The sequence below is a fragment of the Micromonospora haikouensis genome (assembly GCF_900091595.1).
Lineage (GTDB): Bacteria > Actinomycetota > Actinomycetes > Mycobacteriales > Micromonosporaceae > Micromonospora > Micromonospora haikouensis.
In genome coordinates, this window is record NZ_FMCW01000017.1 from 14,977 (window position 1) to 35,622 (window position 20,646).

Consider the following 20,646-nt stretch of genomic DNA (forward strand, 5'->3'; position numbering starts at 1 on the left):
CCGACAAGATCGCTGGGGTCGGTCAGGGAGCGGTGCCGGACCAGGCCCGGGCGACGCCGGGAGCGGTTGTTGCGCCGGCCAGCCGGGCGAACGCGCCACCGGCGGCCAGCAGCACCCCGGGCGGCCCGCACTCCACCAACCGGCCCCCGTCGAGGACCAGCACCAGGTCGGCGTCGGCGACCGTGGAGAGCCGGTGCGCGATCACCACCCGGGTCATGGGCAGCGCGCGCAGGCCGGCCTCGACCGCCGCCTCGGTCACCGTGTCCAGCGCGCTCGTCGCCTCGTCCAGGATCAGCAGGGCAGGTTCGGCCAGCAGGGCCCGGGCGAGCGCGACCCGCTGCCGTTGCCCGCCGGACAGGCCGGCCCCGCCGTCACCGAGGCGGGTCTGCAACCCCATCGGCAGGGCCGCCACGTCGTCGTGCAGCGCGGCCAGCCGGATCGCGCGGGCGATCGCCGCGTCGGAGGCGTCGGGCCGGGACAGGGTCAGCGCCTCGCGCAGGGTGCCCGCGCCGACGTACGTCTCCTGCAACACCACGCCGATCTGCCGGCGCACCGAGGCCAGCTCCAGCGTGGTCAGGTCGACGCCGTCGAACCGGATCTGGCCCTCCGTCGGCGCGTACAGCCCGGTCAGCAGGCCGACCAGGGTGCTCTTGCCGCTGCCCGAGCCGCCGACCACGGCGACCTTCTCCCCCGGCCGGAACACGGCGGTCACCCCCCGCAGCGCCCAGGGGGAGCGCCGGTCGTACCGGAAGCCCACCCCGGTGAGGGTGACCAGGCCGATCAGCGCGGGCGCGGGCCGCCCCGGGGCGGGCTGTTCGACGGGTGCCTGGGCGATGTCGGCCAGCCGGTCCACCGTGGGCGTCAGCAGCGTGAACGACGGCAGCCGCTGCGCCAGCGCCACCGCCGGGGTGATCGCGGCGACCGCGAGCGCGGCCAGCCCGGCCGCCCGCCCGGGTGAGTCGGCCAGCCGGGCCGCCACCAGGAGCATGAGCACCGGGCTGGCCACCGACCACGCGGCGAGCAGCGCCTCCCCGGCCGCCGAGAGCCGGGCCAGCCGGTACGCCGCGTCGACGCCCCGGTCGAACGACTCCTGCCACCGCCGCAGCACCCGCCGCTGCGCCCCGGCGACCCGGATCGCCGCCATGCCCTGCAGCGCGTCGGTCAGCCGGGCCGCCTCCTCGCCCGAGGCCAGCAGCTCCTCCCGTTGCAGGGCGCTGGCGCGGCTGCCGATCCACGCCGCCGTGCCGACCTGCACGGCGATGACGCCGGCGGCCACCAGGCCCAGCAGCGGGGCCAGCACGGCCACCACGGTCAGGTAGCCGACGACCAGCAGCGCGTCGAGCGCCGTGGCCACCAGCGACGACGCCAGCAGGTCCCGCACGGAGCCGACCGCGCGCACCCGGTCGATCAGGTCGCCGGCCGAGCGGCGTTGGAAGTACCGGTAGACCACCTCAAAGAGCCGGGTCACCGTGTCGATGCCGAGCCGGGTGCCGATGCGGCGTTGCAGGGCGGTCACGGCCAGGCCCCGCGCCAGCGACAGCGTGCCGGTGACCGCCGCGAGCACGGCGACGGCGGCGAGCCACGACGCCTGCGGGGGCGCCGCGGCGTCGATGATGGCCGCCGTCGCCCACGGCACGGCCAGCCCCGCCACGGTGATCAGCAGCGACGCCGCCGCCAGCACGGCGAGCAGCCCGGTGTGCCGGCGGAGCACCGGCGCGAGCAGCTGCCGCACCGGCCCTGGGGTGGGGGTGACCGGCGGCGCGGGGCCGGCGGGCTCGGCCAGCAGCACCACCCCGGTCGAGCCGGCGCAGAACTGGGCGGGCGTCAGCCGCCGCCGCCCGACGGCCGGGTCGACGACGTCGACGCCGCGCCGGCCGACGCCTTCCACCACCACGTAGTGGTCGCCGTTCCAGTGCGCCACCAGGGGCAGCGGCAGCTCCCGCAGACGGGTCGCGTCCTGCCGCAGGGCCGGCAGCGCGATCGCCCGGCAGCGCAGCCCGAACTCGTGCGCCGCGTCCCGCAGGTCGCGCAGGCTCAGCCCGTCGCGGCCGACGTCGAGGTGGGCCCGCAGTCTCGCCACGGGCACCGTCCGGCCCGACGCGGCCAGCAGCATGGCCAGCGCGCTGGGGCCGCAGTCGGTGGCGGCGACCTGGAGCACCACGGGCACCCGCCGCCGGCCGGTCACCGGGGTCGCGCCGTCCGGTCCCGGGGCAGCCAGAACCACTCGACGTCCGTGGCCGCCCGCCGGTCGGCCAGCCACCCGTCGAACACGGCCCGCTCGACCAGCGGCCGGACGGCGTCGTCCAGTTCGGCGGGCTCCCGGGCCACCACGACGGCCGTCACCCGCGTGCCGGCGACGACGGTCGGCACCGGCCCGCAGGCGGCGCGCACCTCCGGGGCCGCCGCGGTGGCGACCGTCCGCAGCACCCCGGCGGCCCGGCCGGCGCGCACCGCCCCGGCCACCGCCGCGAGGGCCGCCTCCGGTTCGGCGGGCAGCGCCGCGTCGGCGGCCCAGGCGACGACGAGGGTGTCGAAGTCCGACCGGTGCCGGGCGAACCAGGCCGGCAGCCGGTCGGCCACCACCCGCTCGCGCAGCCGGGCGACCGCCACCGTGTGGGCGACCAGGTCGGCGAAGTCCGCGGCGGACAACCCCCGCTCCGCCAGCCACCGCGCGGTCGACGCCGGGTCGAGCAGGCCCTTCGCCCGGCGGTACGCGTCGGCCGCCGCCTGCAGCTCGTCGTCGGTGACCGCCACGGGGTGCAGTTCCAGCTCGGCGGCGAGCACGCCGGTGTCGACCAGCCGGGCGAGCACGTCGTGGTCGTACCAGAGGAAGTCGAGCGCGGCCAGGGCCTCCCCCACCAGCAGCGTCCGGGTGCCGACCCGGACGAGGTGGTGTTCGGAGTGCCGGATCGCCCCGCGCAGCGGCCACGGCAGCGCCGGGGCCGGGCTGTACGCGACGGAGACCGTGCCGGCGGGCTCGCGCAGCAGCACGTCGAAGGAGACCGAGCCGTCGCTGCTCTCCTCGTCCCGCACGAGCGCGGGGTCGGCCTGCGGCCAGCGGTGTCGCAGGGACGCGAGCCGGTGCTGCCCGTCGCGCAGGCTGGCCCGGGTGCGGGTCAGCTCCCGCGCCAGGGTGAGGGCCTCGTCGAGCAGGGCCGGGTCCAGGGTGCTCATGCGGCGGCTCCGGTGGTGGACGCGACCCCGGTGAGCAGGTCGACCACGGCTGCCGTGATGGGCAGCCCGGTCTCCTCCTCGACCCACAGGTACTGGCCGCTGGGATTGATCTCGATGTACACGTACCGGCTGTCGGGGGTGACGATCAGGTCCAGGGCGCCGTAGCACAGGCCGAGCGCGCGGGTCAGCGCCACGCAGCGCGCCGCCACGTCGGCGGGCAGGTCGTACGGGCTCAGTGGGGTGTTGCGGCCGTCCTGCCGCCGCCAGTCGTGGCGGGCGTGGTTGGAGCGCTGCGAGTCGATGGCCGCGGTGAACACCCGGTCGCCGACGACGGTGACCCGCAGCTCCACCTGTTTGGGCACGCGGGCCTGGGCGATGAACGGGCAGTGCCGTACCCCGTCGACGTGTCCGATGTCGCGGTGGGTGACGGGCTCGGTGAAGCGCATCAGCTCGTTGCCGATGTCGGTCAGGCCGACCTGCTTGGCGATCAGCCGGCCGCCGGTGTGGCCGAACAGGTCGAGCACGGCGGCCGGGTCGTTGCCGACGACGGTGGCCGGCACGTCGAAGCCGAGGCGCACCGCGAGCTGGAGCTGGCGGACCTTCTGCTGGGCCCGCAGGACCACCGGGCGGGGCGCGGGCAGGGTCGGCACCTCGGCGAGGGTCTCCCAGACGTCGCCGACGAACTGCCGGCTCTCCTCGGCCACGTACCGCGCGTACGGGTCGCCGAGGTGGGCGGGGGCGACCGGGTTGCCGGGGCGGCGGAACCAGACGGCCGTCACCGCGTCGAGGTCGACGACCTGCCGGGCGGCGGGGTCCGCGCCGGGGTCGGACGGGTCGGGGTGGCGCACGAGGGTACGGGTCAGCCGCCCGCCGCGGACGGCGACCGACAGCGACGCGCGGGCCGGCACGTCGGCCGGGTCGAAGCGGACCCAGGTCTCGCCGCGGCGGCGCAGCTCCACCTCGGCCGCGTCGGCGTGCACGTCGTCGGGGGCGGTCAGGATGAGGATCATGGAGGCTCCGGACGAGGTCGCCGCCGGGGGGGCCGGCGGGTGGCAAGCAGTGTCTGCCGGCGGGGGCCGGGGGGACACCGGGGAAATCCCGGGCTTGGACCCCGGTTCTACGCTCACCGGCGTGTCTACCGAGATCGTGGCCGAGCGTCTCCTGTCGGCGGCCGACAGCGCCGACCCGGACCGGGCCGCCCGGCTGGCCTTCCGGGCGTTCGTCGCGCTGTCCCGCACCGCCGACAGCCACCAGATGCTGCCGTTCCTGGCCCGCGCGCGGAAGGCACACGACGCGGTCCGCTCGCCACGGACGGAGCTGATCCACTGCACGCTCGCGGGCACCGCGGCGACCCGGGCCGGCCTCGCCGACGGGCCGGACTACCTCGACAAGGCCCTGCGGATCTTCGACCAGAACGCCTTCGGCGACGATCCGGTGCTGGTCGAGTGCGCGCTGACGGCCGCGCTGACCCTGATGCGCCCGCAGGAGGCGCGGCGCTTCGCCCCGCTCGTCGCCGCCCTCGACCTGGCACCGCTGGACCGGGCCCGGCTGCTCGCGCTGATCGGCGCCGGTGACGCGTGGGCCGGCAACCTGGTCCGGGGGCAGGCCGAGCTGCGGGAGGCGGTGCGCCTCGCCGCGCTCTGCGACAGCCTGGACGTGCAGGCCGAGGCGACCTCGTGGCTGGCCAAGTGCGACGCGCTGCGGGGCGACCTGGACGAGGCGGCGGACCATCTCGACCAGGCCCGGGAGCTGGCCGCGCGGGTCGGTTCGGCCTGGGTCGCCCGGCATCTGCCCGAGTGCACGGTCGCGCTGGCGTTCGCGCGCGGCGACCACGACGCGTGGGTGGGGCTGCTCGAACTCGTGGTGGCCACGGACGCCGGCGTGACCGCCGGCCTGCAACACGAGCACCGCTGGGAGCTGGCGACCCACCACGCCCTGGCCGGCCGGCCCGGGCTGGCCGCCACCCTGCTCGCCGACGTCGCCGACCCGCCCGCCTCCTGGCCGGGCGGCCCGGTGCTGCCGGCGTGGCGGGCCTGGATCCTCGATCCGGACTCGCCGGCGACCGCGGCGGCGCTCACGGCCGCGCTCGGGAGGCTGACCCGCCCCATCGAGCGGCTGCTGGCGGCCCGCGTCGCCTGGCTGCTCGGCGCGCACCACGGCCGCTCCGGGCGGCGCGGCGAGGCGGCCCGGCTGCTGGAGCAGGCGTCCGCCGGCTACGCCCGCGCCGGTGCCGCCGGCCTGCTCGCCCTGGTCCTCAAGGACCTGCGGCTGCTCGGCGGCCGGCCGCCCACCACCGGGCCCGGCGGCGCGGGCCCGGCCGGCACGGACCCGCCGCCGGCGCCGGCGTTCCCGGTCGCGGCGGGTCGGCCGGCGCTGACCGACGCCGAGGCCCGGGTCGCCGCCGCGATCGCCGACGGGCTCAGCAACCGGGAGGCGGCGCAGCGCCTGTTCGTCTCGGTCAAGACGATCGAGTTCCACCTGGGCAACATCTTCCGCAAGCTCGGGGTGCGCAACCGCACCGAGCTGGCCGCCCGCCGGGCGCGGACCGGCTGAGCCCGGTCCGGCACGACGGGGCCCGGTCGAGTCTCCCGGGCCCCGTCGGCGGGTCAGCGGTAGCCGGCGGCCACCACGTTGGCCTGCACCGCGTTCTCCGTCGCGTCGGACGGGTAGCCGGCGACCATCGCCCCCTCGTAGAAGGTGCCGGCGCTCAGGTTCGCGCCGCCGTCGGGCTTGCAGCAGTCCCCGCCGCTGCCCAGGATGATGGCCCCCTGCTTCTTCATCGGGCTGTAGCCCGACGGGAGCGCGCCGTCCCAGAGCGTGTAGAGGCCGCCCGACTGGGCGTTGCTGCCCTTGATCGCGAAGCGGCTCGTGCCGTTGTTCTTCAGCGTCGCGGTGACGAACTTGCTGGTGAACGCCCGCTGGTTGGGGTTCCAGGAGCTGCTCCCGCCGGGGAACAGCCCCCATTCGAGGTCCGCCTGCACCCACGGGCCGGTGCCGGAGCAGCCGCCGAACCAGCACTGGGTGCCGAAGTTGATGGCGTCCATCGCCCCGGCGGCGTCGGCCTTCCTCGTCGTCTCGCTGTTGCCGTAGTCGAAGCAGCAGCCGTTGTTGACGTGGGTGCCGCTGGTCACCATGTACATGCCCTCGGGCGCGGCGCCGGTCGGCACCCCGGTCAGGTGGCCGTCGCGCCAGTAGCTGTTTCCGGGGTTGATGTAGAGCGAGTACGCCTTCGCGCCGCCCACCGTGAGCGACTCCGAGGTCGCGACCGCCGGCTTGCTCTGCGGCGAGCCGGGCACCACGCTGGACCCCTGGTACCACAGGTCGTTGCCGCGCCCGGACTGGTCGTAGACGACGGTGATCACGCAGGTCGTGCCGGCGCAGAACGAGTCCTGCGTCGCCGCGTTGGCGGTGCCGCCCGCGCCCGACAGGCCGATGTTGCGGGTCGTGTTGTCCGACGAGCGCCGCACCTGGTAGAGATTGCCGTTGTACGCCGCGTAGAGCGCCCGGGTCGTGCTGTGCGCCGCCACGCACGGGGTGCCGCCGGAGGCGTAGATGTCGCAGGGCCGCCCTCCGGTCGGCGGCGGGCTGGTCGTCGGCGGGGCGGTCGGCGACGTCCACTGCTGGTTGGCGCCGCCGTTGCACGCCCAGAGGATGAGCTTCGTGCCGTTGGCCGTGCCGGCGCCGTTGGCGTCCAGGCAGAGCCCGGACTGCGCCCCGGTGACGGTGCCGTTGGCGTTGACGTTCCACTGCTGGTTGGCCTGGCCGTTGCAGTCCCAGATGATGGCCGCCGTGCCGTTGGCGGTGCCCTGGCCGGAGGCGTCGAGGCACTTGTTGCCGTACACCGTGAGTTGCCGGCCCGACGTCCAGGTCCAGGTCTGGTTGGCGCCGCCCTGGCAGTCCCACAGTTGGGTCTGGGTGCCGTTGGCCGTGCTGGAGTTGGGGACCTCGAGGCAGCGGCCGGACTGGACGCCGACGATCGGGGCGCTCTGCCCCGGCTCGATGGCGGCCACCGCCGACGCCGCCTCGGCGGCCGGGAACAGGGCGGCGGGCGCGGCGGCGCCGACGACGAGGAGGCCGAGCAGCGCGCCGGCCAGGACGCCGAGGCGGCGCGGGCGACGCCGCCTCGGTACGGGTTCGCGGGCCGGTCCTGGCCCGCTGGGGGACGGAGTTCGCACGGGGTCACTCCTTCTGTCGGTGGTGGGGGGAAGGCGGGACGGCTACCGGCCCCAGATCCGCCACGTCTGGTTCAGCGGGCTGCTCTGGCCGACCGGTTTGCAGGTCCACTGCAGGATCCGCGCCTGGGCGGCGGTGGAGACCCCGTTGACGTCGACGCACTTGCCGCTGTGCCGGGCGACGAGCTGGTAGTCGTGGGAGTCGTTGCCGGCGTAGGTCACCCTGCGGAGGGTGAACTGCTGGCTGGGACTGTTCTGGCAGGTCCACTGCTGCACGGCCGCGCCGTCGGCGGTGGACGCCCCGCTGACGTCGAGGCACTTGCCGCTGCCCTGGTTGACCACGGTGTAGGTGTTGGCCACGCCGTCGACCGGGCGGAAGTTCCACAGTTGCTGGTCCCCGCCCTCGCAGTGGTACTGCTGCTGGGGGTTGCCGTCGGCGGCGCCCAGCCCCGTGTTGTCCAGGCACTGCTGGGAGTGCTGGGCCACCGCCACCGACTGGAAGCCGGCGTCCGAGGGCGGCAGCAGGGTGACGGTGTAGGTGTCGGTCTGGTTGCCGTACGGCAGGGTCACGGCGATGTTGTTGTTGGCCACGTTGACCACGCTGTTCGAGACCGTGACCGGCCCCTGCACCGCGCCGCCGCCGTTGTGGGGGATGCGCTGCGTGAGGACGCGCACCTGGTTGTTCTGCACGATGCCGCTGGTGGTGTCCAGCCGTTGCAGGTTGACGGTGAGGTTGCCGGTGGTGCGTCCGCCACCGACGAGGACCTTCGCCGCGCCGGTGGCCTTGGTGGCGTACGCGTCGTAGGACTGGCTGGCGGTCACCGAGACGGCCTGCCCGGTCTGCGAGGCGTAGTAGCGGTAGGCCCACCACTCGCCCTTGGGCTGGTGCTGGCCGGCCGAGTTGCGGACCAGCAGGTTGCCCAGGTCGTTGTGCAGGTTGCCGCCGCCGGCCCAGTTGGCCCGCAGGCCGTCCGCACGGGCCCGTTCCAGGCGCGCGATGTACCAGGCGCCGTCGGCCGGGTTCTGCTCGTCGGTCGCGCCGTACTCGTTGATCTGGTACGGCCGGGGGTGGGCGATGCCGCGCGGGTCGAGGGTGGCGTTGGCGGCGGCGACGTTGGCGACCGGGTCGCCCGGCAGCGAGTGCCAGCTGACGATGTCCGGCACGGTGTTGGTCGAGCGGACGAAGTCCAGGTACTGGTTCCAGAAGGCGTGGTTGGTCGACGGCACGCAGGCGCAGCTCGGCCCGACGATGAGCTGGTTGGGGAACTCCGAGCGCAGGCGCTGGTAGGTGCGCCGCCACAGTTCGAGGTACTGGGAGATCGGGCGGTTCCAGAAGATGGTGATGTTGGGTTCGTTCCAGATGTCCCACTGGACGGTCAGCCCGGCCGCCCGGACGTCGCCGATGAGCCGGGTGAGGAAGTTGTCGTAGTCGGTCCAGTTGCCGTTGTCGCCGGGGAAGCGGGAGATGCCGGCGCCGTCGGCGCCCCACAGGTCGTGCGGCAGGATGATGAACTGGCCGCCGAGGGCGGCGGTGCGGCGGGCCTGGGCGAGGGTGGAGTTCCAGCGACGGTCGTAGTTGCCGCCGACCCAGCCGCTGCCGGGCAGTTGCGCGCCGCCGGCGCGCATGTACTGGAACTTGACGTCGCGGTAGAAGTGGTCGGCCGGTCCGCTGGCGTTCTCGGTCATGCCGTAGATCCAGCCGGACGCCCGGTAGGTCGGCGTGCCGGTGGTCGTGGCGAAGTTGACGGTGATCGACTCGTCGGCGGCCCGGGCGGGGGATCCGGCGACGGTCACGGCTGCGGTGGCGGCGAGCAGGCCGACCACGAGGCGGGCGACGAGCGCACGGGCTCCTCCTGGCCTGCGGCGGGACGGGGTTTTCACGGGCGGCTCCTTGGTGGGGCGTGGGGACGCACTCCGGAGGGCAGCGCTTGCGAACCGATTCGCAGGGATCGTAGGACCAGACGTCGATCAATGTCAATGAAGTGACAAGGCGGTGACGACGCGGTTTCCCACCTGGTAGATCCGTCGCGCCCGGCGACCCTTGACCGCCGGCCATAGACAGACATATTTTCGTCCGAACCGGTTCGTCGAATCGGTTCGCCGACTGCGAAGCGTTCAGAGAAAGGGCACTCGCCGCCCATGACCGTCGCCCCGTCCGGCCCGGAGTTCCCCATCCAGGACATCCCGTTCAGCTACCGCGGATCCTGGCTCGACGTCTCCCCGGTGATCGCCGAGAAGACGTACGCCGACGACCTGCACCTGGTCTCGCACCAGACCGGGCTGCACGCCGTGCTGCGCCTGACCCCCGCCGGGTCCGACACCACGGTCGTCGCCACCCCCACGCTGCTGACCTGGCGCGACGGCACCGGCCGGATCGAGGCTGGCTACGCCGGGCCGGACACCCTGCGGCTGCGGGGCCGGGGGCTCGGGCTGCGGATCGCCGCGGCGGCGGCCACCCTCACCCCGTTCAGCGGCACCTACCTCTACCTCGACCCGCTCGACGGCTCGCATGTGTTCACCTCGTACGAGACCGGCCGCCGCTACCGGGTCACCGTGCTCTCCGGCGCGCTGCGGCAGACCGCGGGCACCGAGGCGCTCGGCACCGCCGACCGGTTCCTCGACCTCCCCGGCGACCAGCCGTGGGAGGTGGCGATCGAGGAGTACGAGACCGCGCGCCCGCCGTACGCCGCGCCCGTCGACTTCGACCGGCTGTGCCGCGACCGCAGCGCCGAGTTCGCCGCCTTCGTCGACGCGGTCGCGCCGTGGCGCGGCGCGGACACCCCGGCCGCCGACCTGGCCGCGTACGTGCTGTGGTCGGCCACCGTCGCCCCCGCGGGCTTCGTCACCCGGCCCGCCGTCCTGATGTCCAAGCACTGGATGGACAAGGTGTGGAGCTGGGACCACTGCTTCAACGCCATCGCCCTGGCCGCCGGCGAGCCGGAGCTGGCCTGGCACCAGTTCCAGCTGCCCTTCGACCACCAGGACGCGGCCGGGGCCCTGCCCGACTCGGTCACCCACTCCGAGGTCCTGCACAACTACGTCAAGCCGCCCATCCACGGCTGGGCCCTGCGGCACCTGCGCCACCGCCTCCCCGCGCCGCCGGACCGGGCGGCGCTGGCCCAGACGTACGACCGGCTGGCCCGCTGGACCGGGTTCTGGCTGGACGCGCGCCGGGCCCCCGGCCAGGACCTGCCCCACTACCAGCACGGCAACGACAGCGGCTGGGACAACGCCACCACCTTCGACGGCGGCCGGGTCCTGCAGACGGCCGACCTCGCCGCGTTCCTGGTGTCCCAACTGCGCTGCCTGGCCGACCTCGCCACCGAGCTGGGCGAGCCCGCCGGCCGCTGGTCCGCCGAGGCCGACCGGATCCGCGCGGCCATGCTGCGGGACCTGTGGGACGGCGGGCGCTTCACCGCCCGCGACCCGCGTACGGGGCGGCGGCGGGCGAGCCGCAGCCTGCTCGACCTGATGCCCGTCACGCTCGGCGCGGACCTGCCCGCCCCGGTCGCCGCCGCGCTGGCCCGGGGCGTCGAGGCCCACCTGACCACGCACGGGCTGGCCACCGAGCCGCCGGACTCGGCCCACTACCTGGCCGACGGCTACTGGCGCGGCCCCATCTGGGCCCCCTCCACGGTGCTGGTCGAGGACGGGCTGCGCCGGGCCGGGCACACCGCGCTCGCCGACGAGGTCAGCCGGCGCTTCCTCGCCCTGTGCGAGAAGTCCGGCTTCGCGGAGAACTTCGACGCCGAAACCGGCGCCGGGCTGCGGGACCGCGCATACACCTGGACCGCCAGCGGCTATCTCATCCTCGCCGCCGCCCAGGAGCAGCGGCGGGCCACCGGCGGGTAGCCGGCCCGGTCAGCGCGGCCGGGCCGGGCCGGTGCTGGACCGCAGGGAGACGGGCGGGCTGTAGAGGCGGTGGCGCGGCACGGCGTCGGGCGCGGCGATGATCTCCAGCAGCAACGCCACCGCCTCGGTGCCCATGTCGACCATCGGCACGTCGGCGGCCGTCAGCGGCGGGGAGAAGTCCTCGGCCCAGTGCTGGGCGGCGACCCCGGTGACGGAGAAGTCCCCCGGCACGGCCAGCCCGGCGCCGGCCAGGGCGCGCTGCACGCCGGGCAGCGCGGCCTCGTTGATGGTGGCCATCGCGGTGAGCTGCGGGTACGTCGCGAGCAACTGCTCCACGCACGCCTCGCCGGAGGCGGCGTCGTCGCCGCAGCAGACGTCGACGCCGACCAGGCCCCGCTCCGCCACCGCCGCCCGGAAGCCGGCCAGCGCCCGGTGGCTGGGCCCGTAGCCGGAGGCCACCAGTTCGGCGGAACGGTTCACCAGGGCCACGTGCCGGTGCCCCAGGTCGGCCAGGTGGTGCACGCACCGGGCGATCAGCCCGGCGTAGTCGACGTCGATCCAGCTCATGCCGTGCGGCTCGGCCGTCCGGCCGATCGTGACGAACGGCAGGCCCACCTTGGCCAGCCGGGTCACCCGGTCGTCGGCCAGCCGGATCTCCATCAGGACCACGCCGTCGACCCGCCTCCCGGCGACGATCCGCTCGAACGAGCGGTCGTGGTCGCCGCCGGACGGGGACAGCAGCACGTCCAGGTCGTGCCGGGCCGCCGCCTCGACGACGCTGGCGACGAAGCCCAGCTGCATGTCGGTCAGCCGCTGGCTGGCCGGGGGGATCACCAGCCCGAGGGTGCGGGTGCGCCCCTCCTTCAGCGCACGGGCGCTGGCGTTGGGCCGGTAGTCCAGCTCGTCGATGACCGCCTGGATCCGCTGTCGGGTCGCCTCCGACACGGTCCGCTTCCCGCTCAGCACGTACGACACGGTGCTGCGGGACACCCCCGCCCGCCGGGCGATCTCCCCGATGTTCATCACACCGCCCTCGACTCGACGCCCGCCCCGGCGCGGGGGACGGGCCATGCTCCGCGCCGAAGCATAGCCCTCCCCGTTCCCGGGCCGGGCCGCGACAGTGTCCGGGCCGTCACGCCGGGTGCCCGGCCGGACGGCCGGGCGGGCGAGGCGTGCCGGCCCGTCGGGAGCCGGCTACCGGACGCGCTGCGCGGGCAGCGGGAAGGTGACGCCGGTCAGCTCCTCGGAGACCGTCCACAGGCGACGGGCGACCCCGCCGTCCCGGGCGGCCTTCGACCGGCCGACGAGCTTCGGCGCACCGCGCCCCTCAAGGAAGCCGCCCGGACCGGCGTAGCTGCCGCCCGGCACGTCGACCACCGCCGCGTAGAGCGTGGGCAGCGCGCCGTCCTCGTCGCTCTGCGCCAACCGGTTGGTCACCGCCGTCTGGAGCCGGTGCAGCAGGGAGCGGTCGTGGTCGAGGTGGCCGAGCAGGTTCGTGGCCGCGAGGCCGGGGTGGGCCGCGGTCGCGCGCACCGGCGAGCCGGCCTCGGTGAGGCGGCGCTGCAGCTCCGCGGTGAACAGCAGGTTCGCGAGCTTCGACTGCGCGTACGCGGGGAACGCCCGGTAGGGCCGGCGCTCCCAGTTGAGGTCGTCGAAGTCGATCGTCCCCGCCCGGTGCGCGGTGGAGGAGACGGTGACCACCCGCCCGCGGATCCGCGGCAGCAGCAGGTTGGTGAGCGCGAAGTGCCCGAGGTGGTTGGTGCCGAACTGGAGCTCGAAGCCGTCGGCGGTGCGGCCGAGCGGCGGCACCATCAGGCCGGCATTGTTGATCAGCACGTCGACCGGCTCGGTGCAGCCCTCGGCGAACGCGCGGACCGAGGCGAGGTCGGCGAGGTCGAGCCGGCGTACGTCGACGTCGCCGGTCATGGTCGCGGCGGCGGCGCTGCCCTTGGCGGGGTCGCGGACGGCGAGCACGACGCGGGCGCCCCGGGCGGCGAGCGCGCGGGCGGCGGTGCGGCCGATGCCGCTGTTCGCGCCGGTGACGACGACGGTGCGGCCGGTCATGGCGGGGATCTGGGCGGACGCGAATGTTGTCATGAGAAACAATGTATGCGGCGACAACAATGTTGGCAACGACGACATCGCCGGGCTACCATGGCCCGGTGCCCGCGTACCACCATGGGAACCTCCGCCCGACGTTGCTCGCCGCCGCCGAGCGCAGCCTGCGCCAGCACGGCGCGGAGCAGCTCTCGCTGCGCGAGCTGGCCCGTGCGGTCGGCGTCAGTCACGCCGCGCCGCGCCGGCACTTCCCCGACCGTCAGGCGCTGCTCGACGCGCTGGCCGAAACCGGGTTCGCCCGGCTGCACACGCAGCTCCGCGCGGCGCTCGCCGCCGCCGGGGGCGACTTCGGGCCGCGTCTGCATGCCATGGCGGCGGCCTACCTGCGGTTCGCCACCGAGGACGCCGCGCTGCTGGAGCTGATGTTCACCCGGAAGCACCGCCCGGGAGCCGATCATCTCGTCGAGGCCGCCGCCGCGCCGTTCGGGCTGATGCACGATCTGATCGTGCAGGGGCAGGCGCAGGGCGTGCTGGAGGCCGGCGACCCGGAGCGCGTGGGCATCGTGCTGTTCGCGACGTTGCAGGGCATCGCCATGCTGGTCAACGGCAACCTGGTGGCGCCGGAGCTGCTCGACGGGATCGCGCAGACCGCCGTCGACCAGTTCATCCGGGGATCGCGCCGCCGTTAGCCCGCGGCCGGCCCGGACGTGCGGCGCGCAGGTCCGGCGACGGCCGGCCCTACGCGCCGGTTGCTCAGCTCCGCAGGCTCCACTGCTGGTTGGCGCCACCGTTGCACGCCCAGAGGATGAGCTTCGTGCCGTTGGCCGTGCCGGCGCCGTTGGCGTCCAGGCAGAGCCCGGACTGCACCCCGGTGATCGTGCCGTTGGCGTTGACGTTCCACTGCTGGTTGGCCGGGCCGCCGCAGTCCCAGAGCTGGGCCTGGGCGCCGTTGGTCGTGCTGGAGCCGGTGACCTCGGCGCACCGGCCCGACTGCACCCCGACGATCTGCGCACCCTGCGGCGAGGGGTTGGTGCCGCCCTGCGGACCGGCGTTGGCCATCACGGTCTGCGCACCCGAGGGCCAGTTGTTGTTGCTGACGACCGTGTTGTTGTTGACGACGTTGCCCCGGTCGCCGTTGGTCACGTTGGTGCTGTTGTTGGTCGACCAGTTGTTGGTGACGGTGAAGTTGCCCATGTTCTCGGCGTACCAGTAGTTGGCGGTGGCCCAGGTGCCGGTGCTGGAGAACACGTTGGTGCGGGCGGTGTAGTAGCGGGACCCCTCGTCGAAGTAGAGCCCGAACCAGCCGTTGGTGCGCAGGCAGTAGTTCTCGTTGATGGTCGCGCCCGGGTTCGCCGACAGGGTGCAGATGCACCCGCCGTCGGTCATCTGCTGCATGACGTCGTGCACGTAGTTGCCGATGACCTGGGTGTTGGAGGCGGTGGTGGCCGTCGTGTAGCGCGGCTGGTAGTTGTACAGCCCGCGGTTGGCGTAGTGGTCGCTGCCGCCGGCGTCGTTGGCGCCCCAGCCGTAGCCGACCGACAGGCCGGTGTACGGCATGTTGTAGACCTCGTTGTGGGAGACCAGCGAGGTGCTGACGTAGGTGGTCAGGATCGACACGACGCCCCGGTACTCCAGGCCCAGGTCGTGCACCCGGTTGTTGCTGATGGTGACGTTCCGGTTGACCATCCGCTGGTCGGCGGGGTGGTGGGCGTCGGCGCGCACGCCGCCGACCACGATGCCGCCGGCCGAGTTGCGGGCGATCTCGGAGCGGGTGACGGTGATGTTGCTGGTGCCGAGGCCGACCCCGCTGGCGTGGGCGTTGGCGTCGTTGCCGATGCCGATGGCGGTCTGCCCGAGGTTGACGAACTGGGAGTCGCTGAAGGTGATGGTGTTCGCGGCGGACACCTGCACGGCGGCGGGCATCTGGTTCCAGTGCGGACGGGTGGCCTCGAACTGCGGGCAGCCCTCCTGGCAGGAGGTCAGGGCGTCGGCCGGGCGGGCCCAGGTGCCGGTGATGTGGGCGCCGGTCTGCTGGTCGGCGAAGCCGTTGCTGCTGCTGGGGCCGAGCCAGCTGGTGCCGGTGAAGGTGATCCCGCTGAACGAGATGTGGTGCGCGGGGGCGTCGTAGGTGCCACCGACGTTCACCAGGGACTGCAGCTGCGGCAGCTCGACGCTGACGCTGCTCATGCTCTGCCCGGCCAGCGGGATGTAGTTGAGCTGCCCGCTGCCCGGGTTGAGGTACCACTCCCCCGGCGTGTCGAGGAACTCGTACGCGTTGGCCAGGTAGAACGGGCCGGCCCGGTGCGGCTTGGAGAGGGTGTCGAAGCCGAACGTGTTGTTGTTCCAGGCCGGCTGCTGCATGGTCAGGACGTTGCCGCTGATGCTCTGCACCGGGGAGTACCGGTCGGTGAACGAGCCCACGCTCTCCACCTCGACCCGGTTCTGGTTGCCCAGGTTGTTGAGGTAGTTGAGCGCGCTGTTGCTGAACCGCAGGCCGGTGGTGGTGAAGGTGAAGTCGGCCCGGTTCACGGCGGTGCGCGCACGGGTGGCGACGGCGCCGTTGACGTAGAGCTGCCGGCTGTCGAGCCCGGCGGGGACGCTGGCCCGCCAGATGTTCCTGCCCGAGTCGACCAGCGACCAGCCGGTGACCGCCCGGGCGCCGCTCACGACGGGGCGGGCGGACGCGGCGGCCCGCCACGTCACGGTGTAGCCGTTGGTGCCGGAGTCCGCGGCGGTCATCCGCAGCGGCGCGGCGAGCCGGTACACGCCGTCGGCCAGCTCGACGACGATGTCGCCGGACATCGACGCGGTGCGGGAGCGGACGGCGTTCTGCGCCTCGGTCAGGGAACACGGCTGGCTGGCCGAGCACGCGGTGCCGCTGCCGGCGGGGGACGCGTAGAGGGTGGTGGTGGCCGCGAGGGCGGGTGTCGCCGCGGCGAACACGGCGGCCGCGGCGGCGAGCGTCGCCGCGGCGACGCCGGCCAGCACCGGCCGACGCCTGCTGGGGGATGACGGGACGGGCACGGGCGGGCTCCTATCGTGGTGGGGTGGCGGCCGGGGTCAGGGCCGGACGGCGGGCGAGGCGCCGTCGTGGGTGTGTGCGGGCGCGCCGGGCCGGACGGTGGCGTGCGGTCGCGCCGTGGCGTGGGCGTGGTCGGCCACCGCCAGCAGGCGTCGCCCGGCCCGTTCCGGCCGGACGTTGGGGCCGTCGGCGGCCGGGGCCTGCGGGCGGCGGTGGGGCGGGCGGATCTTCTCCTCGGCGACCGTGACGCCCAGGCCCGGCGAGTCGCCGAGGACGAACGCGCCGTCGGAGACGTGCAGGTCGAGGCTGACCCCGACCGGGGCGTGCAGGTCCTGCAGCTCGCTGACCAGGTGGTTCGGCACCGACGTGGCGGCGTGCAGCAGCCCGATGGGGCTATTGCCGATCGGGCTGACCGGCAGGTCGAAGGCGTGCGCCAGGGCCGACACCCGCAGGAAGTGGGTGACGCCCCACACCGCGGCCGCCTGGACGACGTCGACCGCCGCGGCGGCGAGCAGCGGACGGTACTGTTCGAGGCCGGTGAGGTTCTCGCCGGTCGCGACCGAGGCGCGGATGCCCTGGCCGACGGCGGCGAGGCCCTCAGCGTCCCACCGGCGCACGGGCTCCTCGATCCAGACGAGGTCCAGGGTGCGTTCGAGCTCGCAGACGTGCCGGACGGCCTGCTTGCGGGTCCACGCCTCGTTCACGTCGAGCATCAGGCCGGGCCGCTGCCCGTGCGCGGCGTCGGTCAACACGTCCCGCACCAGGTGCAGGCGGTCGCGGTCCCGCTCGATGTCGAGGCCGCCCTTGAGCTTGGCGGCCCGCAGGCCGTGCCGGGCGTAGTCCTCGTACGCCGCGACCAGTTCGTCGTCGCCGAGCCCGATGTCCAGACCGGACGCGTAGGCGGGGACCCGCCGGTCGCGGCCGCCCAGCAGCCGCCAGAGCGGTTGCCCGGCCGCCTGCGCCTTGATGTCCCACAGGGCGGTGTCGAGCGCGCCGATGGTCCCGAACACCGAGCCGGCGTGGCCCGCCTTGAACGTCTGCCGCAGCATCCGGTCGTACAGGCTGGTCACGGCGCGGGGATCCTCGCCGTGCAGCGCGGCGAAGATGTTCTCGATGTCCCCGTGCGGGCCGAGGCCGACGCCGGTGATGCCCTCGTCGGTCTCCACCAGGACGATCGGCACGGCGGTGACGCCGTCGGCGAAGACGCCGTTGGCGTCCCCGACGGGGCGTCCCCATTCCTGGCTGGTCGTGAGGGTCCGGTATCCGGTGATCCGCATGTCAGCCCTTCGTGGAGCCGGCGGCGACGCCGTCGGCGATCTGACGCTGGAGGAAGAGGTAGACCACCAGGACGGGGATCGCGGCGATCAGCACCCCGGAGGCGAAACTGGGAATGTCGGCGGAGTACTGCCCGCGCAGCGAGGTCACCCCGACCATGAGGGTGCGGTGCTCGGCCGAGGGCATCAGCAGCAGCGCGATCAGCACGTCGTTCCAGCAGAACAGGGCGTTGAGGATGCCGACCGACAGCAGCGCCGGGGCGCCCAGGGGCAGCATGATCCGCCGGTAGACGCCGTAGACGCTGTTGCCGTCGATGCGGGCCGCGTCGACGATCTCCGTCGGGATGGTCCGGTAGTAGCTGGTCATCAGGAAGATCGTGAAGGGGAGGAACTGCGCGACGTAGGCGAGGACGAGGCCGGGATAGGTGTCGACGAGCCCGGCGTCGGCCATGATCCGGTTCAGCGGCACCATGATCACCTGGAACGGGACGAAGAGCGCCGCGAGGCAGCCCAGGAACAGCACCGACGAGCCCCGGAAGCGCAGTTGGCTCAGCGCGAAGCCGGCCATGGAACCGAACAACAGCAGCAGGACCACCGAGGCCGTCACCGTGCCGACCGAGTTGGCCAGGTAACGGCCCATGTCGACGGTGTTCCACGCGGTGGCGATGTTCTCCCCGCGCAGGGCGTCGGCCAGCGAGAAGCGGTCGAGGACGTACTCGCGGCGGGTCTTCATCGCCACGTTGGCGGTGAAGACCAGCGGATAGATCGTCGCCAGCGCCAGGAGGGCCATCGGGAGGGCGAGCAGCCACCTGCTCGGCCGGACGCGGGACATCACGCCTCCCGCACCCCCCGCCGGAGCAGGCTGATCTGCAGCAGCCCCACCACGAGCATGACGCCGAACAGCACCGTCGAGGCGGCCGAGGCGAGCGCCGGCCGGTTCATCTGTCCCTGCTGGATCCAGATGTAGTACTCGGGCAGGTAGGTCGAGCCCTCCGGGCCGCCGCTGGTCATCACGTAGAGCAGGCCGAACATGGAGGTCAGCATCCCGATCATGGTGGTCACGAAGACGAACTGGATGGTGCGGGAGAGGCTGGGGACGATCACGTGCCGGATGGTCTGGGGCAGCGACGCGCCGTCCACCCGGGCGGCGTCCAGCAGTGTGGCGTCCAGGGTGGCGAACCCGGCGAGGAACACCACCAGCGCCATGCCGAAGGTCGCCCAGACGTGCACCCCGACCACCACGAACATCGCCACGTCGGGGTCGCCGAGCCAGTCCGTGGGCCCGATGCCGACGCCGCCGAGCACGGTGTTGAGCGGGCCGTCGAAGGCGAGCAGGAGGTTGAAGATGGCGCCGACGATGACCGGGGAGAGCACCGCCGGGAAGAAGTAGACGCTGCGGTAGAAGCGGTGCCCCGGCACGCGCAGGTAGATGAAGGTCGCGAGCAGGCCGGGAATCGCCACCGCCACCGGCAGCAGCAGCACGAGCAGCCCGACGTTGCGCAGCGCGCCCCGGAACAGCGGGTCGGCCAGCAACTCCCGGTAGTTGTCGAGACCGACCATCGTCCCGTCGCGGTCGCCGTCCCCGGTGAAGGAGAAGTTGACCCCGAGCAGCAGCGGCCACAGCCGCAGCAGCACGATGATCAGCACGGCCGGGGCCAGCAGGACGTAGGGGGCGAGGCGTTCGCTCCGCCGGGCGCCACGGCCACGCCGGGCCGTGGCGCCCGGCGGCGCCGGCCGCTGGTGTCGCGCCCGGTCGGTCCGCCCGGCCACCACCGGACGGACCGACGTCAACGGTTCTCCACTCGGCACGGGTCAACCGGCCTGGTCCGAGGCCGCCAACTGCCGCACGGCCTCGTCGACGGTGATCGAGCCGCTCAGCAGCTTCTGGGAGACCCGGCCCATCAGGTCCAGGGTGCGCGAGGAGAGGGCCACGTGCAGGGCGGGCTTGCCGCTGGCGAGATCGGTGACGATCGTGGTCACGGCCGGGCCGCCCTTCGACACGTCGATCGTCGTGTCGGCGGCGATGGCGCCCGCCTGCTCGTGGAAGGCCGTCAGGGCGTCGGTCGAGGTCAACGACCGCACCAGGTCGGCGGCCAGCTTCGGGTCCCTGGTCCACTTGGCGACCCCGTACCCGATGCCGCCGTCGAACGGCAGGCTCGGGGTGGCCCCGGGGACGACCACCGGTGCGCGCATCACGCCGATCTTGTCGGCCGGGAGGAACTCGCCGAAGTCCTTCCAGTGCCCGATGTCCGACATCAGGCCGATGACGTGGGAGGCCTTGGCGGACTGGAAGATCGCGAAGGCGTCGTTGAACATCGCCGTCGAGTTCGGCCCGTCGCTGTTGAGCTTCGCGTCCTGGGTCTCCTTCCACAGCGCGAAGATCCGCTTGACGTGGGGCGAGGTCCAGTCCCGCTTGCCGGCGATCCAGGCGTCGTACTCCTGCGGGGTGAGCACGCCCGATCCGAAGGCCGAGAGGAAGAACTGGATGCCGATGCCCTCCTTGTTGCCGAGGGCGAAGCACTTCGTGCCGGTCTGCTTCGTGATGGCGGCGCAGTTGGCGACGAACTCGGGCCACGTGGCGGCCGGCTTCGCCGGGTCGAGGCCGGCCTTCTCGTAGAGCGCCCGGTTGTAGTAGATCGGGTGGCCCTGAAGGGTCACCGGGCCGGCGTAGGTCTTGCCGTCCTTGGTGAACGCGTCCCAGCCGGCCAGCCGCTGCCGGTCCTCGGCCACGTACTCGTCCAGCGGCAGGAGCGCGTCCGCCCGGTCGCGGATCTGTCCGCCGCCGTTGAACAGGATGACGTCGGGCCCCTTGCCCGACTGGATCGCCGTGCCGAGCAGCGTGTAGTACTGGTCGTGTGGCTGGGCCACGAACTCGACGGTCACGCCGGGGTGCTTCCTGGCGAAGTCCGCCTTCGCCTTCTCGATGTACTGCGCGGCGGTGGCCTCGCCGGACTTCCAGTCCCAGACCACCAGTTTGGCGGCGGAGCCGCCGGGCGAGGAGCGCGTCCCCGAGGCGCTGCCGCAGCCACCCAGCACCAGTGCCGCGACGAGGATGGCTGGCCACACTGTTCGCTGCTTCATCGCTGCTCACCTT

General features: G+C 73.7%; 15 protein-coding genes. 3 read left to right on the forward strand and 12 right to left on the reverse strand.

The features are described 5' to 3' along the window. Window positions 1-22: 22 nt before the first annotated feature. Genes GA0070558_RS18260 through GA0070558_RS32870 form a run of 3 tightly spaced genes read right to left on the reverse strand, consistent with a single transcriptional unit; the run spans window position 23 to window position 4,184 of the window. Window positions 23-2,224 carry a peptidase domain-containing ABC transporter gene (locus tag GA0070558_RS18260; RefSeq protein WP_176734260.1) on the reverse strand — a complete coding sequence of 734 codons (2,202 nt, stop codon included), beginning with the start codon at window positions 2,222-2,224 and terminating at the stop codon, window positions 23-25. After that, complete coding sequence (locus tag GA0070558_RS32865) at window positions 2,182-3,174, reverse strand: TIGR04500 family putative peptide maturation system protein (protein WP_141722239.1); 993 nt, start codon at window positions 3,172-3,174, stop codon at window positions 2,182-2,184. Before GA0070558_RS32865 ends, GA0070558_RS18260 begins: the two co-directional genes overlap by 43 nt. Beyond that, window positions 3,171-4,184, reverse strand: a complete 1,014-nt coding sequence (locus tag GA0070558_RS32870) for an ATP-grasp domain-containing protein (protein ID WP_141722240.1) — start codon at window positions 4,182-4,184, stop codon at window positions 3,171-3,173. Before GA0070558_RS32870 ends, GA0070558_RS32865 begins: the two co-directional genes overlap by 4 nt. A 121-nt stretch (window positions 4,185-4,305) precedes the next feature. Here GA0070558_RS32870 and GA0070558_RS32875 point away from each other — a divergent pair, with 121 nt between their 5' ends. Next, window positions 4,306-5,727: a helix-turn-helix transcriptional regulator gene (locus GA0070558_RS32875; protein WP_141722241.1), complete on the forward strand. Its 1,422-nt coding sequence runs from the start codon at window positions 4,306-4,308 to the stop codon at window positions 5,725-5,727. 53 nt (window positions 5,728-5,780) lie between these two features. Here the strand turns inward: GA0070558_RS32875 and GA0070558_RS18275 are convergent, their stop codons facing one another. Next, entirely contained in the window at window positions 5,781-7,349 is a 1,569-nt protein-coding gene (locus tag GA0070558_RS18275; protein ID WP_218107020.1) for an arabinofuranosidase catalytic domain-containing protein, read from the reverse strand. A 42-nt stretch (window positions 7,350-7,391) separates the two neighbouring features. Then, complete coding sequence (locus GA0070558_RS18280; RefSeq protein WP_091281623.1) at window positions 7,392-9,227, reverse strand: RICIN domain-containing protein; 1,836 nt, start codon at window positions 9,225-9,227, stop codon at window positions 7,392-7,394. Between the two features lie 258 nt (window positions 9,228-9,485). Between GA0070558_RS18280 and GA0070558_RS18285 the strand changes: the two genes are divergently transcribed. Further along, window positions 9,486-11,198, forward strand: a complete 1,713-nt coding sequence (locus GA0070558_RS18285) for an amylo-alpha-1,6-glucosidase (RefSeq protein WP_091281629.1) — start codon at window positions 9,486-9,488, stop codon at window positions 11,196-11,198. A gap of 9 nt (window positions 11,199-11,207) precedes the next feature. Here the strand turns inward: GA0070558_RS18285 and GA0070558_RS18290 are convergent, their stop codons facing one another. Continuing rightward, entirely contained in the window at window positions 11,208-12,221 is a 1,014-nt protein-coding gene (locus GA0070558_RS18290) for a LacI family DNA-binding transcriptional regulator (protein WP_077937404.1), read from the reverse strand. Between the two features lie 171 nt (window positions 12,222-12,392). Next, window positions 12,393-13,295 carry an oxidoreductase gene (locus GA0070558_RS18295; protein ID WP_091281632.1) on the reverse strand — a complete coding sequence of 301 codons (903 nt, stop codon included), beginning with the start codon at window positions 13,293-13,295 and terminating at the stop codon, window positions 12,393-12,395. 65 nt (window positions 13,296-13,360) lie between these two features. Here GA0070558_RS18295 and GA0070558_RS18300 point away from each other — a divergent pair, with 65 nt between their 5' ends. Further along, the gene (locus GA0070558_RS18300; RefSeq protein WP_218107021.1) at window positions 13,361-13,945 is read left to right on the forward strand and encodes a TetR/AcrR family transcriptional regulator; all 585 of its coding nucleotides are present in this window, start codon (window positions 13,361-13,363) and stop codon (window positions 13,943-13,945) included. A 64-nt stretch (window positions 13,946-14,009) separates the two neighbouring features. Here the strand turns inward: GA0070558_RS18300 and GA0070558_RS18305 are convergent, their stop codons facing one another. From GA0070558_RS18305 to GA0070558_RS18325, 5 genes are read right to left on the reverse strand one after another with little or no spacing between them, the layout of a single operon-like run. Further along, a complete protein-coding gene (locus GA0070558_RS18305) occupies window positions 14,010-16,280 on the reverse strand; it encodes an RICIN domain-containing protein (RefSeq protein WP_091281642.1) in 2,271 nt (756 codons plus the stop codon). 36 nt (window positions 16,281-16,316) lie between these two features. Further along, window positions 16,317-17,555: a mandelate racemase/muconate lactonizing enzyme family protein gene (locus GA0070558_RS18310; RefSeq protein ID WP_091281646.1), complete on the reverse strand. Its 1,239-nt coding sequence runs from the start codon at window positions 17,553-17,555 to the stop codon at window positions 16,317-16,319. 1 nt (window position 17,556) lies between these two features. Beyond that, the gene (locus GA0070558_RS18315) at window positions 17,557-18,384 is read right to left on the reverse strand and encodes a carbohydrate ABC transporter permease (protein ID WP_091281650.1); all 828 of its coding nucleotides are present in this window, start codon (window positions 18,382-18,384) and stop codon (window positions 17,557-17,559) included. Then, a complete protein-coding gene (locus GA0070558_RS18320) occupies window positions 18,384-19,343 on the reverse strand; it encodes a carbohydrate ABC transporter permease (protein ID WP_256092005.1) in 960 nt (319 codons plus the stop codon). Before GA0070558_RS18320 ends, GA0070558_RS18315 begins: the two co-directional genes overlap by 1 nt. 21 nt (window positions 19,344-19,364) lie before the next feature. Then, window positions 19,365-20,633 carry an ABC transporter substrate-binding protein gene (locus tag GA0070558_RS18325; protein WP_091281653.1) on the reverse strand — a complete coding sequence of 423 codons (1,269 nt, stop codon included), beginning with the start codon at window positions 20,631-20,633 and terminating at the stop codon, window positions 19,365-19,367. Window positions 20,634-20,646 lie beyond the last annotated feature (13 nt).